This window comes from Flagellimonas amphidinii, assembly GCF_013090115.1.
GTDB lineage: Bacteria > Bacteroidota > Bacteroidia > Flavobacteriales > Flavobacteriaceae > Flagellimonas > Flagellimonas amphidinii.
Genome location: NZ_JABFNN010000031.1, coordinates 225,643 through 241,272, shown reverse-complemented (window position 1 = coordinate 241,272; position 15,630 = coordinate 225,643). Strand labels below are relative to the sequence as shown.

Here is a 15,630-nt window from a genome sequence, read left to right as displayed (position 1 = left end):
ATATTTTAAGGTTTTTGTCAGACAAATCTGGCGTGCCAACTTTCACTTGCCGGAACTTCCCAGTTCTCTAAATATTCCAATTTACTGGCAACCAAATTATTGAAGACAATGGTATTTTTGGAAATGGCTTTGTCCTTAGCCATCTTTTTAAAATCTTTCAAAGGTTTGTAGGCGATGTATTCCCCTTGTTTGAAAGAAACATTCATTCTATCCAGTAATACAACATCATATTTTTGTTCCAAAGTTTGGATAAAGTGTACTGAAGCATCAATAGAACATCCTGAGGCACTGGCATTGGATTGATCCAGTCCAATTATTATGAATCTATTGTATTTTATTTCAAAACCAGCATGCAAGTCACTGCCATGAGCGGTCCATTGTTGTAAAAAACTTGACAAATACGCTATTATCTCTTTTTGTTCCTCAGCTGTAAAACTTCTATTGGATTGGTATATCCATATTCTTGAAGTATCGGGAAGGGCACTAAAATCAACTAACATTTTAAATTGAATTTGCAATAAGTTCAGCTACATCCAACACGGTAACACTTTCCTCTTTCTCGTGGGCTTTAATTCCGTCTGTCATCATGGTATTGCAATAAGGACATCCTGTAGCAATTATATTGGGATTGGTCTCCAAGGCATCTTTTGTGCGCAGTACATTGATATCCATATCCCCTTTTTCCGGCTCCTTGAACATTTGGGCACCTCCTGCACCACAACACAAAGCAGTTTTTTTATGGCGTTTCATCTCTATAATATCCGCATTGGTCTTTTTTAAGACTTCACGTGGAGCGTCATAAACGGCATTGGCACGACCTAAATAACATGGATCGTGAAATGTAATTCGTTTTTCCTTATAGACTTTACCTTCAAGCGACAAACGTCCATTATCCAATAGCTCTTTAATATATTCTGTGTGATGAACCACTTCATAGGTACCGCCAAGACCTGGGTATTCATTCTTTAAAGTATTAAAAGAATGTGGGTCACAGGTAACAATGCGTTTTATCTCATAGCCATTCAGCACTTCAATATTCATCATGGCCTGCATTTGGAACAAAAACTCATTCCCTGCTCGTTTTGCCACATCACCTGTACAACTTTCCTCCGATCCCAAAACGGCAAATTCCACATTGGCTTTGTTGAGTATTTTCACAAATGCCCTAGAAATCTTTTTGGCCCTGTCGTCATAACTACCAGCAGAACCTACCCAAAACAATATCTCTGGCTGCTTTCCTTCAGCCATAAATTCTGCCATGGTTTTAACTTGAATTTGTTCGCTCATAGCTTAAGATTATTCGTTTACCCAATTTAGTCTATCCATTTGATTGTATGGCCACGGAGCGCCATTATTCTCAATATTGGACATCATATTGTTCAGTTCTGTGGGAGCAGCTGATTGTTCCATCACCAAAAACCTACGCATCTCCACAATAATAGAAAGCGGATCTATACTTACAGGACAGGCCTGAACACATGCATTACAAGTTGTGCAAGCCCATAGTTCCTCCCGACTGATATAATCATCTAACAGTTGTTTCCCGTCCGGAACAAATTCTCCTTTGTTGGCATCCATGATTTTACCGACTTCTTCAAGTCGATCACGGGTATCCATCATGATTTTACGTGGAGAAAGTTTCTTTCCTGTCTGATTGGCCGGACATTCCGAAGTACATCGGCCACATTCCGTACAGGTATATGCATTGAGTAATTGCACCCAGTTCAAATCCATAACATCGGAAGCACCAAATTTTTCAGGTTCGGGTGTGTCTTCAGCTGGGGTAGCAAAAGGGTCTGCAGATGGATCCATCATTAATTTGACCTCATTGGTCACTGCCTCCAAATTATTAAACTGCCCCTGCGGCTTTATTTTTCCATAATAGGTATTGGGGAATGCCAAAAGTATGTGCAAATGTTTGGAATAGTACAAATAGTTCAAAAAGGTTAATATGCCCAAAATGTGCAACCACCATGCAGTGCGTTCTACCAGTATTAATGTAGATTGTGAAAGACCATCTATCAATGGAACTATAAACTGACTTACGGGAAAAGCTCCAGCTTTGGTATAATGGTCGGCTCCTAACTGCTGTAGTTGAAAATCGGCAGCATTCATCGTTAAAAACAGTAGCATCAATACCAATTCGATGTACAAGATCATATTACCATCTTGCTTGGGCCATCCTTTCATTTCTGGTTTGATGAATCTTTGTAGTCGAATAATATTTCTTCGAATCCAAAAAATCACCACCGATACGATGACCAATAGTGCCAAAACTTCAAAAGACCCTATAAGAAAATCGTAGATGGGTCCCAAAGGAGCAAATAATCTGTGTGTCCCTAAAATACCATCCAAAATAATTTCCAGCACCTCAATATTGATGATAACAAAACCCACATAAACCAAAATATGAAGGAGACCAGCTATTGGCCTAACCACCATTTTGGACTGCCCTAATGCAATCCTAATCATGTTCTTCCAACGTTGAGGCTTATTATCACTAACATCTACCTTTTTGCCCAATTTGATGTTTCTGGATAATTTTTTGACATTTCTGGCAAAAAAACCTATTCCAAAAACCAGAGCAATTACAAAAAGTATATTGGGTAGATATTCCATAAATTAATCTTGTTTTTGTGCTGGGTCATTTTCAGGAAGTTCGTAATCTTTCTGCTTTTTTCCGAAAACAGAAACGTTGACATAACGTTTTGGGTTAAGTCTGAAATCCTGTAGCAACAAATCCAATTCACGTGAAACCTCACTTAGGTTGTTGTACAATTCTTCATCATGGGTCAATTTACCCAAAGTGCCTTCGCCTTTCTCAATTTTTGACAGTATTGTGTTCAAGCTTTCAACAGTGGTTTGAAAATCAGATACGGTCTGGGCCAATCCAGCGTTGGCCAATGAATCTGAAAGTTTAGAGAAATTGGAAGTGATGTTATCCACATTCTTCAGTGAACTGTCCAGTTGTTCTTTATTGTTTTCCAGAAGCAAGTTCAACTTGTCCGCACTTCCTTTAAAAGAGGTCACAACTTCATTGAGCGTTCCAATAGCTAGTTTCAAATCTCTCTTTGTAGGTTCATCCAAAATTTCATTAACGTTCATCAAAAGGGTATCTGCATGGGAAACTGCGCCCTCAACCTTCATTTGTAAAGGAGTTAATTTTTGCTGAACCAATTCTGTAATTCCTGGTTTTATGTTTGAAGTCAATGTGTCGCCAGATTGAGCATTGGGAGCCTTGTCAAAAACAGGATTAATTTGGATGCCCTTTCCGCCGATAATTCCTGTATCATACAGCTCCGCAACACTATTCTTTGAAAAATCAAAGTCTTTCCCTACAGTAAAAGTGACCACTAATTTACCTGAACTATCCAAGAAACGTATGCTTTGGACATTACCAACATTGAGGCCATTAATGGAAACCTGAGTACCTGGCTGCAAACCGCCGACATGACTGTAAACAGCATAAAATGTTTTATTGTTTTCGAAAAAAGGAGAGGATTTTAGATAGTTCAACCCAAAAATAAGAGCTACAATTCCAGCTAGTACTATAATCCCAGTTTTGACTTCCCTGGTTAGTTTCAAGAGTTTCTTTTTATGGTTAAAAACAAAATTAGAAATATTTTTGACAAGCGGGTCAGTGGATTTTCATTCCTATTTAAGAGCTTCCTTAATGGATATCCTTTTTCCATTCTTGTAAGCTACAATATAAGATGTTGAATATCCTCTGGCATTGGCTTGTTCCTTAAGCTGTTTGGCCTTATCCATGGAATTTGCATTGCCATACATATACCGGAACAAATTCTTATAAGGTTCTTTGGACAATTCATCCAATCCATTAAAATTTTCCTTTTTTAAAGGGATATTCTTAGCACTGGCCAACAACTGAACTTTGAAAACCACTCCATTATTGGATGTTGTGCTTTTAGAAACAGTATTTCTTATGGGTTGTGTTTTCTCTTGAGCATTCTCCGCAACTCTAACTTCTTCTTTTTTATCTTTTATAGGGATGTCAACTTTCACCTTGGTATCTTCCACAGGTACAGTATTTTGACCAATACTTGATCTTATGTCTTCTTTATAGGCTAAAACTGCACTGGCAATGGCCCTTCCCATTTCCTGTTGGCCCTTTTTCGAATTAAGATAACCACCTTCATTCTTATTGGTCAAAAAACCGGCCTCTATCAAAACACTTGGCATAAAAGTCTGGTGCAGCACAATGAATCCTGCTTGTTTTACCTTTCTATCTTTTCGTTTTAACTTTTTGGTGAAGTTATCCTGAAGCTTCTTGCCCAACAAAATACTCTGATCCAAAAATTCTTCTTGCATTATGGTCAATCCAATGATGGATTCCGGGGAGTTAATATCATATTCCGCATATCGTTGCTCATAATCATCCTCCAAGTAAATTACAGAGTTTTCCTTTTTGGCAACTTCAAAGTTCTGCCGATTGGCATGCAATCCCAACACAAAGGTTCCAGCACCATATGCATCAGAATTGTGCGAATCGCAATGAACGGAAACAAAAAGATCAGCATTTGCTTGATTGGCTATCTCACCACGTTTGAATAAATCCACAAAAGTGTCATCCTTTCGAGTGTAGACTACTTTTACATCAGGATTTTTTTCCAATTCCTTGCCTGTCTCCAGTACAATGGCCAAAGCAATACTTTTTTCAAGGTAACCATTTCCCAAATTGCCTGGATCGTGACCCCCATGTCCCGCATCCAAAACAACCACAAATTTATCCTTGGGGGGTACTTCGGAATAATTCTTGGTAAATGAAATCAATGTTGGGATTGTAAACAGAAAAACTAAAAATGTTAACCAACTTTTATTCATAAGAACTTATCAATTAGAGTGTCCTGGAATGGTTAAAAATATTGTAATCCCCAATAATCAGAACAAAAAATATATGTAAGTTTGAAGCCAAAAACTGGGCCAAACTAGCACAAAAATAGGATTTATCGCGTTGCAATCAAATAAACACTTTTTAGTTTTCCTATTTGTTCTCCTTTGTAGCAGTGCTTCGTTAGTGGCTCAGGAAGACCCGATTACGCCTTTACCCATCAAGGCGATTCAAGATAGTATTACCGCTCCTTTATTGCCTCCAAACATACTAAATGATTCCATTGTTGTTGATTCTGTTGAAGTGGATTCTTCCTCTAATAAACAGCCTCTTCTACTTGATAAAATCAAATACAAAGCCAAAGATTATGTAAGATTAAGTCAAAAAGACAATAAAATCTACCTGTATGATGAGGCCGAAATTTATTACCAAGATACTGAACTCAAAGCTGGTGTCATTGTAATGGATTATGTTAAAAATGAAGTGTACGCAGGGCGAATGCGTGATTCCACAGGAGCCTATTCCCAGTTACCTTATTTTAAACAGGGAACCAATGAGGTAAGGCCAGATTCCATTCGTTTTAATTTTGACACGCAAAAAGCGCTTATTTGGAACTCCAGAACCGAACAGGAAGCAGGTTTGGGACAATTGGGCAGTGATGCCATGAAAGTTTATGCTGAAATCACGAAAAAGGAGAACGATTCGGTTTACTTTTTAAGTGAGGGCAAGTTGACCACTTCAAAAGATACAGCAGACCCAGACTACCATATTAGAATCCGTAAAGCAAAGTTTGTCCCTAAGAAGAAAATTATTGCTGGGTATAGTAATATGTACATTGTGAACGTCCCTACGCCTATTGCACTTCCTTTTGCCTATTTTCCACTTACTACAGGTAGAGCCCCTGGTTTGCTCTTTCCTACTTTTGGAAATGATCCCCAAAGGGGCTACTTTTTACAAAACGGAGGATACTATTTACCTATAAGTGATTATGCAGACATAAGTGTTACCGGGGACTTTTATACCAATGGCAGTTACGGGTTCAAAGTACGATCAGATTATGCTAAGCGATACAAATTCAGAGGTGGAATAAATATTAGCTATGAAAATCTTATTCGAAGTCAAAAAGGTTTTGATGATTTTAGCAGAACCAGTAATTACAATATCCGGATACAGCATTCCCAGGATTCAAAAGCAAGCCCTAATTCGCGTTTTTCGGCTTCAGTAAATCTAGGTAGTAGTCAGTTTTTCACCAATTCATTGAATCAAATCAACAGGAACAATTCGCAAACCAATACTTTTGCTTCCTCTATAAGTTATTCCAAAACATTTCCTGCTTATCCCTCTGTAAATACCAGTTTAACGCTAACCCACACACAAAACTCAAGGACACAAGCCATAAATATGTCCTTGCCAACTTTTCAAGCCAGTATGGAACGTATTTTTCCCTTTGCTAAAAGAGATGGCATTAAAAAGGGGTTGATACAAAACACCAATTTTCAGTATGACGTTAATGCCCAAAATAGCATTACAACCACCGAAGAAGACTTTTTTACCAGCAAAATGTTTGAAGATGCTAGAATAGGTGCTAGGCACAGGATACCTATCAGCACCAACTTCAAAATTGCCAAATACCTGAGTGTTAGTACCAGCACAACCTATGAGGATATTTGGACTTTGGAAACCATTAGAAGGAGTTATGACCAAGAAGCGGAGGAAGTAGTTACAGATACTATTCCAGGTTTTGAACGTTTTAATAGGTACAATTTTAGCACTAGCATTGGAACAACTGTTTATGGTACCTTCAACTTTGGCGAGGATAAAAAGATACAGGCTATCCGCCACGTGATGAGTCCATCCATTGGATATAGTTACACCCCATCCTTTGAACAGTTTTATGAAAGCTATGTGGATGGTGATGGCGATGAAGTACAATATACCCCTTTTGAAACCAGTATTTACGGTAGACCTTCCCTGACAAAAGGAAGCTCTTTAAATTTTTCATTGCAAAACTCACTTGAAGCCAAAGTAAGGGACAAAGACTCAACAGCTACCGAGCCAAGAAAGGTGAAAATACTAAGCAATTTGACATTTGGAACCAGCTATAATTTTGAAGCTGATTCTTTAAAATTGAGTCCAATTAGCATGAGTGGCGCAACTGAAATCATTAGAAACGTGCCAATCAACTTTTCAGCAACATTTGACCCCTATGCCATCGATAACAATGGTACAAGAATCAACACCTTTAATATTAATAATGGTGGTGGATTGTTTCGATTGACTTCCGCAAGGATCAATACTGGTTTTTCCCTAAAAAGCGATATGTTCAAAAAAGGAGCTAAGAAAGGTGGCCGTGCGGAAGAGCAACAAAGAGATTACGGAGCAAACCCCTTTGAGATGGACACAGGCACGGAAAGGGATTCTTTTTTCCAAAAAGATGAAGAAGAGGAAAAAGATGAGGAAAGTCCTTTGTATGCGAATGAACTTCCCTGGGACATGAGGTTGACTTACGTTGCCACATACAACAATTCAAATCGCCAGAAAGAAATCACCAACCACTCCTTAATGTTTTCTGGGAACATTAAACTCACGCCCAAATGGGAAGTTGGATTCAACTCTGGTTATGACATTAAAAACAAGGGATTTGCCGATACACGTTTCAACTTTAAGCGGGATTTGGACAGTTTCAGGTTGAGCTTTGATTGGACACCATTTGGAAGGTTTGAAAGATGGTACTTCTTCATCGGAATCAAAAGCTCTATTCTTAGTGATATTAAATGGGAAAATAGAAGTCAACCTTTTACAGGAAGGTGATATTTATTTTTGAATATTTTGATATCTTCAAACCACAATAATCACAATCACATGAAAGAAATCATCAACACTCCAAAAGCTCCGGCACCCATAGGGCCATATAACCAAGCCGTACTTATAAAAGACACCCTTTATATTTCAGGACAAATCCCGATTGACCCATCTACCGGTTCTCTTGTTGAGGGTGATATTAAAAAAGAGGCCCAACAGTCCATGGAAAATCTAAAAGCCATTTTGGAAGAAGCACAAATGACTTTTGAAAATGTAGTCAAAACATCAATTTTCCTGAAGGATATGAACCAATTTTCAGAGGTAAATGAGGTATACGGAAGCTATTTCAATTCAGATACGGCTCCTGCCAGAGAAACTGTGGAAGTTGCCAATCTCCCCAAATTTGTCAATGTGGAAATATCTATGATTGCCGTTAAATAGTTTGCTGATGAAATTCTACCAGTCCTTCAATAGGACGACGCCGAATTACCCCCAAAATCAAATCGTTGCGCTCTAATACCGTAGCAAGCTCATCTTTCAAAAAGTGTGCAATACTACCCACAAAGCTAATAGGAACTTTGGTGGCCAACTCAAATTGCATAATGTAATTGTTTACGAATTGTTGTAGGCCTTTTTCTATTACGCCTTTGCAATATGGGTGTTCCTTGTTTTCAATAATGAAACGGGCAAATGTTGCCAAATAGGTGTTTGGATTGGGTTGTTTGTACAGATTTTCTTTGATGACATCGGCATCTAAATTGTATTCTTTGGCAAACTTAATCCCCAAATCCTGAGGCATTTTGTGGTAATAATAATCCCTTAACAATTTTCTTCCGAAAAAGTTACCACTTCCATCATCCATCAAAATATAGCCAAGTGAAGTGACTTTTTGAAACAATTGATGACCATCATAATAGCTGCAGTTTGACCCTGTTCCCAAAATACAAACAATGCCTTGCGAACCAATTTTGGTGGTAGAATAAATTGCAGCATAGGTATCTTCCCTAACATCTGCTTTGGCATTAGGAAAAAAGTCCTTAAAAATATCTTTAAGGAAATTTTTCATACGGTCAGTACCGCATCCTGCACCATAAAAATATAACTGACTGACTTTCTCCCTATTCTTAGAAAGCTCAAAATTGTTTGCCAATCGATCTTCTATCACCTCTCTCGTAAGCACTTCTGGGCTTAATCCTAAAGTTTGGGTAAGAAATAGTTTTTCTCCCTTATTATCCAGGGCAATCCAATCTGATTTAGTGGCACCACTATCCACAATCAATATCATAATCAGTAAGTTTTATGGTTGGAACCAAGGCAAGGGGAAAAACCCTGCCTTGGAATTAGTTGTATAGTAAGGTACTAAATTATAAGCTAGCGGCGTACAATGCCAAATCCACTAATTTATTCGAGTATCCTGTTTCATTATCGTACCAAGATACTACTTTGAAAAACTTGGAATTCAATTCGATTCCTGCACCTGCGTCAAAAATGCTGGTTCTGGTGTCGCCAACAAAATCTTGAGAAACAACAGCCTCTTCGGTGTAACCCAAAATTCCTGCCAATTCACCTTCAGAAGCATCTTGAAAAGCTTTCTTGATTTCTTCGTAAGAAGTTTCTTTTTCCAATCTAACAGTCAAGTCAACAACAGACACATCAGCAGTAGGTACTCTAAAAGCCATTCCCGTTAACTTCCCTACTAGAGCAGGAATTACTTTGGTAACCGCTTTAGCAGCACCTGTTGAAGCAGGAATAATGTTCAATAGAGCACTTCTACCACCTCTATAATCTTTTTTGGATGGACCATCCACTGTCAATTGCGTAGCAGTAGTAGCGTGAACCGTGGTCATCAAACCTTCTTCAATTCCAAAGTTATCATCAAGGACCTTTGCCAACGGTGCAAGACAGTTAGTGGTACAAGATGCATTGGAAATAATTGTATCTGATGCTTTTACATCTTGGTGGTTAACACCCATTACGAACATAGGCGCATCTTTGGATGGAGCCGAAATAACAACTTTTTTAGCTCCTCCATCAATATGATATTGAGCCATTTCCAAAGTGGTGAAAATACCTGTACATTCTGCCACGATTTCAGCACCAACCTCGTCCCATTTTAGGTTTTTAGGGTCACGCTCTGCAGTAACTCTGATTGTATTTCCATTAACAATCAAATTACCATCCTTTACTTCAACAGTACCATCAAATTTACCGTGTACAGAATCGTACTCCAACAAATATGCAAGATGCTCTACATCCAACAAATCATTGATGGCAACAACATCTACGTTATCTCTCTGGACGGTAGCCCTGAACACCAATCTTCCAATTCTACCGAATCCGTTAATTCCTATTTTCAAATTTGACATTTTAAATGTATTTAGGTTAATTATGTAGTCATTATATCTGAAACCTTGATGAGTTCTTCATCAATTTCTGTATGTGCTTTAATAGCTTCATTTATAGGGGTAAGAATCAATTTGGTATCTCTTATACCCACCATATAATTGGTTTTGCCTTCCAACAGGCTTTCCACTGCTTTTACGCCCATTCTGCTGGCCAAAACCCTATCAAAACAGGTTGGGTTTCCACCACGTTGCATATGGCCCAAAACTGATACTCGAACATCATAAATCGGTAAATGCTCCTCTACATATTCTTTAAGTTCGAAGACATTTTTACCAATTTTATCACCCTCGGCTACAATAACAATACTGGAAGATTTTCCAGATTTCTTACTACGCTTTAGGGATTCCAGCAAACGTTCCAGTCCAAGATTCTGCTCAGGTATCAAAATTTCCTCAGCACCTGCACCTACCCCTGCATTTAGGGCAATATGGCCAACATCCCTACCCATAACTTCCACAAAAAAGAGGCGGTTATGAGAGCTGGCAGTATCTCGTATTTTATCTATTACTTCTACAACGGTATTGATTGCAGTATCAAAACCAATGGTATAGGAAGAACCAAGAATATCATTGTCAATGGTGCCAGGTATTCCCATAATAGGAAAATCATACTCCTCATTGAACAATTGAGCACCTGCGAAACTTCCATTTCCTCCTATGACCACAAAAGCTTGAATTCCTTCCTTTTGTAATTGATTATAAGCTTTTTTTCGTCCTTCTTTGGTTCGGAATTCTTCACAACGGGCAGATTTTAGAATAGTTCCCCCTTTGTTGATGATGTTGTTAACACTACGGGCGTCCAATGTCTTAAAATCACCCTCAATCATCCCTTGGTATCCTCTGTAAATGCCCACACACTCCAACTTCAAATAAGCACAGGTACGGACAACAGAGCGTATAGCCGCATTCATTCCTGGTGAATCTCCTCCGGAGGTAAATACTGCTATTTTTTTGATATCTGAAGCCATCCAAAAATTTTAAGAGACCAAAACTAGGAAACTTTATTTAAATTATGAATGCCTTATTAACTTATTTGTTTTCAGGGAATTTCGCAAACGTTTTCGTAAAATTTTTAGTGAAAATCTTTAAAAAACCCAACTTTATTTAGAGCTTTTTTTTACTGTGCTATTTTTAGGTTGAAAACGTATCAGACTATCCTTACCCATAATTTCGGTAGATTCTTCAGGGGGTGCTGGCGCTATCTTTTTTTCCTTCTTTTTAAAGACCTTCTGCATCAACTCTTTAAAGCTATTAAAATCGACCTGATATGATAGACCCACACCCTGAGTATATCCTTGTCTTTCTGCCAAAAACTGTTGAATTTGATTTTCTCTATTGAATATTTTGGCACTTAAAGTACCTTCTTCATTTAAAAGTACCTGTACCTCTACATCACCTGCCACTACAGTTTCTGAAACTCCACCAACGGGAACCCCCACCCTTCCGTTTACCAAAACCCGGTCAGATATTTGTGTGGAGACCGTTACACCAATCCTATTTTCTGTTTGAATATCTGCATTGGGGTCCAAAAGTCCCTGCTCATAAGAAACTCCCAGATTGAATTTGTCGTTATTACTTGCTAAAATTTGATTGAGCAGACCAGATGCCGTCTGAATAAGATTTCCAGTAACCGCTTGTTGATTGATTCCGGTTTGATCATTGACAAAAGTACCTTGCGCCAAAAGGAAAAATGCATTACGCTCCAACACGGTAGGATCTTGTAATCTATATTCTAATTCAGATTGAACAACAGAATTGGTTCCCGGAAAATCAATGCCAAAATTGATATTGGGGCTTTCCAATTCACCATCCAACCGAACTACCACCTCCGTAGGTATTCTTCCCGTGTAGCCAGGATTATCTAAAAGTGGAGCCGGATTGGCATTGAGGGAGTACACTGCTTCTAGATTAAGCTGGGCTGCCAGTGGGTCGCGCTCCCAAAGTATGGTTCCCCCTGGACGCACCTTGAATTTTTTATCAATAACTCCACCATATTTAAAATTATATTCCCCGGTTACCGCAACAAATTCCCCATACATATTAAACTTTCCATTGGTATTGATCTCTATCAAAAGAATACCTTCCCCTGTTCCCTTTAGCGAACTGCCCGTATTTCTGTCCACCACTATCTCCACTTCGGCATCAGGTGTAACCGCAAGATCAAATGCCATTTCCAAACCTTGGTAGTCCTGTAACACACGTTCTTCTTTAAAAGATTCCGAACCACCTTTTTCAATGAAATTGATAAAAGAATAATCCCCCACACTGGTTACATCACTCAAAGGAATTTTTAATGAGGTACCTCTGGCCGTTGACGCATCCACAGCAATGGTAAGGGCATCAGTGGGGCCATAGATGCTTCCCGTACCATTGATGAATCCTGTTCCGTAGTACAAAGCTTCCTCTTCAAATTCAGTGTTCAGAATCAAAAATCTGTCATTATTGGTGTCCACGTCCAAATCCAACGACCAATCGCCAAAAGCAGTATGGTTTATGGTTCCATCCAAAGTTGCTGTAGTATTCTCAGCTACATCGGAGAGGCCAACATTTTCAAAATAAAAGGTCTGGTCGAACAACCGTACCCGTGAGAAAGGAGCAAAATCATAGTCCACATTTAAATATGGAATACCCATTCCGGCATCATTCAAACTGAGTGTACCGTTAATAGAGGGATTACTTGCATCTCCTACAATCTTGGCATTTCCGTTTACTCGACCTCTTATATTTGAAATTACGCCTTCTCCCAAAGGGCTGAAAGGTTCTAAATTCATATTGGTGAAGTTGGCCACTAAATCGAGCTCTTGTTTGTTATTTCGATTGATGACCTTTCCATTGACACTCAATTTTTCAATACCATTGTCATTTAACCATGTACTGACTCCAAATTGGGTAAGGTCATTGTTCCCAAAAATCCCCACTTCCAAATCTCCCAATCGAAGGTCATTCACACTAAAATCCTTCACATTTAAGCTGGATGTCGGCAGATATTTACCATCTTTTTGAAGGATATTCAGAAAGCCGTCCACTTGACCATCTAATTTAAGACTGTCTATCGCCGGAGTTATTTTTCCCAAGGAAACTATTTTAAATTGAAGGTCTAAGTCTTTATACGTTGAATCCGCCAATTCCCCCCTCAATCTTATTTGTTCCCTATTGTTGTTGTCCATCACAACATCCTCTATTCTGATACTATCCAAAGTCCTATTGAGAATAACCTTGTTCTTTTCATTGCCTTCTTTATTAAGAATCCACTTGTTCCCTTTAAAATTGACATCTGATTTTTTAAGACCTATTACTGACTTATTCTCTTTATTGAAGGTGTGGTAAAAGTTCAGATTATAGCTATCATCAAACCCACTCCCCCCTTTAAATTCTGTCCTAAAGAAAAGTGTATCCTTTAAGGTGGTATTGATCATATTGAAGTCTTTGATGTCGTAGTAGATTGTGGACATATCTTCTACAGACACAAAGGTGTTAAAAAGCGGGTTTTTATTATCGATTTTCAATTCTATATTATCCAAATTGTTTCCGTATGCACTTATGCTAGGCGATTTAAATGTGAGCTTGAAATCTCCTTCATCTGCAATAATATCTCCCCTAATGAATGTATTCGGGTCAAAAGTCACCTCTGGAAAAAAGATGTCTACAATTTTATTGTAAATCTTAAAATTGAAGCTAAGTTCCTGCCCATCCGAAATTTCATGTGGTTTGTAATTGGTATAAATGCTCCCTACAGAGTTTTGGACCAATCTGCCAAGTTCTCTTACCTTGAACTTTCCTCTTGCATAACCTGTAATAATATCAGGAGAATTGATTTCTATGGTTCTAACCGTGTCCTGATCAAAGGTGGAGGACACAGCAAAATCTTCAAAATAATAGGTGTGGTTCTTGTTTTGATAGGTAGTATTGGAAAAACGTATTTGCCCCAATATATTGTCCAAAGTATTTCCTTCAATATCCATATTCAAGTCACCCTTAAAAATGGAAACACTATCATTGATAAAATTGAGACGTTTTAAATCTGCATGGTCCACCGAAGCAATAAAATTGAACTTGTTCTGATCATCTCCAAAATCAGCTAGCCCCTTAAAATTAAATTTTATGTTTTCGTCATTGCTTACCAATGAACCATCAAAAAGTTGCTCCTTGAGCACCCCTGAAACCCTAAGGTTGTTGTACTCATAATCGTTATACTCCAATTTGTAGATCTCTCCTATTACCTCAGTATTGAGATATTCGGCAATGAATCCCTTTCCTTCAACATTCACATCCAAGGAAGTTAGTCCCAAATTCTCATCATCAACAAAATTGCCAAGGTCAAAATCAATCAATGAGATAAAACCAATGTAGGAAGCATCATCTATTGTTTGTATGTTGGTCATCTGCAGATCTGTATAACTGCTTCCAATGGCCGTATTCAAATTGATTTTTACATCAAATGCAGTTTCGGTCACCTCTGCATCACCACGAATAGTGAATTGACCTAATTTTTGAAATGAAGATGGTATGTTTTTTCCTAAAATGTTGGGCAGCAAGGATCTTAGTTGATAATAACTCGATGTCAGGTTATCAATATCAGCACGCATTACAAAGGGCGCTTCTTCACTGAACAGATTATCAAAATCAAAATCACCATGGATTCCGGTATTTTCAGTTTGCACGAAAAGATCCTGTGTCTTTAGTTGATTAAGCACTCCACTTACAGTACTGGAAAAGGATACTACCTTATCTTGACCAAACTCATCGTAAAATGTATTGATTTCATTCAAGGCCACTGTAGATTCCTCAAAATTTGCATCAATTTGCACTCTGTCTATAAATTCTGAAAAATCTTCTCGATTATAATTGAAAACCAAATTGCCTTTTATCCGCGATTCGTTGGTTTGGATTTCCAAAGCATCAAACCGCATTTGCTGTTTGGTGTATTTAAAATCCGTAGAAAGCTTTTGTAAATGGATACCCCGTTTGGCCTGCAGAGCCAATTCGTCAATCTTTAGCGTCACATCAGGTCCCAAAATTTGAAAATCCTTGGTCATAATTTCCAGTTGGGTAAAATGAAGTGTCTCGGGAGTTTCAAGATTTTCATCCGTAAGTATAAACTTTCCATCTGCAACCTCTATTTCATCAGAAGCCATAAAAAATGGTGGAGTACCCGGAGCCCTAGGTTGTCCATCATCTAATTTGGCCACAAACACATCCAGATTGGTATCATTCTCGCCTTCATATGTTTTTAAATTGAAAAACAACCCATCTATTGCGATATCCCCGAATTCCATTTTTCCATTGGACATGTTTCGGAGGTTTAAAATGGATGTGGTCAACTTTTCAATGTAAACCAAAGTATCCTTCCTATAATCCTCTACATAGATACCCTTTATCCCTGTGTTTAAATTGAAAAGGGAAAGACTTACCCGATCTATGGAAATATTGGTTCCAAATTCTTCATTGATGGAATCCGTGGCATATTTGGCCATTCTGGTCTGGACGGCAGGGATAGATAAAATCAAAGAACCCAATACCATGATCAATAAAATGACCAGTAAGGACCGAAGCAATATTTTCTTGAGTTTTTTG

General features: G+C 38.3%; 11 protein-coding genes. 2 read left to right on the top strand and 9 right to left on the bottom strand.

Going from position 1 to position 15,630, the window contains the following annotated elements; all coding sequences use genetic code 11:
- Positions 1 to 17 precede the first annotated feature (17 nt).
- The 5 genes from HJC33_RS09545 to HJC33_RS09525 form a co-directional block, all read right to left on the bottom strand.
- Complete coding sequence (locus HJC33_RS09545; protein WP_171658591.1) at positions 18 to 500, bottom strand: ABC transporter ATPase; 483 nt, start codon at positions 498 to 500, stop codon at positions 18 to 20.
- A 1-nt stretch (position 501) separates the two neighbouring features.
- Positions 502 to 1,287: a (Fe-S)-binding protein gene (locus HJC33_RS09540; RefSeq protein WP_171658590.1), complete on the bottom strand. Its 786-nt coding sequence runs from the start codon at positions 1,285 to 1,287 to the stop codon at positions 502 to 504.
- A 9-nt stretch (positions 1,288 to 1,296) separates the two neighbouring features.
- Positions 1,297 to 2,619: a 4Fe-4S dicluster domain-containing protein gene (locus tag HJC33_RS09535; protein ID WP_171658589.1), complete on the bottom strand. Its 1,323-nt coding sequence runs from the start codon at positions 2,617 to 2,619 to the stop codon at positions 1,297 to 1,299.
- A 3-nt stretch (positions 2,620 to 2,622) separates the two neighbouring features.
- Positions 2,623 to 3,585 carry an MlaD family protein gene (locus HJC33_RS09530; protein ID WP_171658588.1) on the bottom strand — a complete coding sequence of 321 codons (963 nt, stop codon included), beginning with the start codon at positions 3,583 to 3,585 and terminating at the stop codon, positions 2,623 to 2,625.
- A gap of 69 nt (positions 3,586 to 3,654) precedes the next feature.
- Positions 3,655 to 4,842, bottom strand: coding sequence for an N-acetylmuramoyl-L-alanine amidase family protein (locus HJC33_RS09525; protein WP_171658587.1), 1,188 nt, complete (start codon positions 4,840 to 4,842; stop codon positions 3,655 to 3,657).
- Positions 4,843 to 4,972: 130 nt separating this feature from the next.
- Between HJC33_RS09525 and HJC33_RS09520 the strand changes: the two genes are divergently transcribed.
- Both HJC33_RS09520 and HJC33_RS09515 read left to right on the top strand, forming a co-directional pair.
- A complete protein-coding gene (locus tag HJC33_RS09520; protein ID WP_171658586.1) occupies positions 4,973 to 7,660 on the top strand; it encodes a putative LPS assembly protein LptD in 2,688 nt (895 codons plus the stop codon).
- Between the two features lie 51 nt (positions 7,661 to 7,711).
- Positions 7,712 to 8,092: a RidA family protein gene (locus HJC33_RS09515; protein WP_171658585.1), complete on the top strand. Its 381-nt coding sequence runs from the start codon at positions 7,712 to 7,714 to the stop codon at positions 8,090 to 8,092.
- On the opposite strand, the gene HJC33_RS09510 is transcribed toward HJC33_RS09515, so the two are convergent.
- The 4 genes from HJC33_RS09510 to HJC33_RS09495 form a co-directional block, all read right to left on the bottom strand.
- Positions 8,085 to 8,936 carry an N-acetylglucosamine kinase gene (locus HJC33_RS09510; protein ID WP_171658584.1) on the bottom strand — a complete coding sequence of 284 codons (852 nt, stop codon included), beginning with the start codon at positions 8,934 to 8,936 and terminating at the stop codon, positions 8,085 to 8,087. The genes HJC33_RS09515 and HJC33_RS09510 overlap by 8 nt on opposite strands.
- Positions 8,937 to 9,015: 79 nt before the next feature.
- Positions 9,016 to 10,017, bottom strand: a complete 1,002-nt coding sequence (gene gap / locus HJC33_RS09505; RefSeq protein WP_171658583.1) for a type I glyceraldehyde-3-phosphate dehydrogenase — start codon at positions 10,015 to 10,017, stop codon at positions 9,016 to 9,018.
- Between the two features lie 20 nt (positions 10,018 to 10,037).
- Complete coding sequence (gene pfkA / locus HJC33_RS09500; protein WP_171658582.1) at positions 10,038 to 11,024, bottom strand: 6-phosphofructokinase; 987 nt, start codon at positions 11,022 to 11,024, stop codon at positions 10,038 to 10,040.
- A gap of 132 nt (positions 11,025 to 11,156) precedes the next feature.
- Positions 11,157 to 15,578 carry a translocation/assembly module TamB domain-containing protein gene (locus tag HJC33_RS09495; protein WP_171658633.1) on the bottom strand — a complete coding sequence of 1,474 codons (4,422 nt, stop codon included), beginning with the start codon at positions 15,576 to 15,578 and terminating at the stop codon, positions 11,157 to 11,159.
- Positions 15,579 to 15,630: the final 52 nt, after the last annotated feature.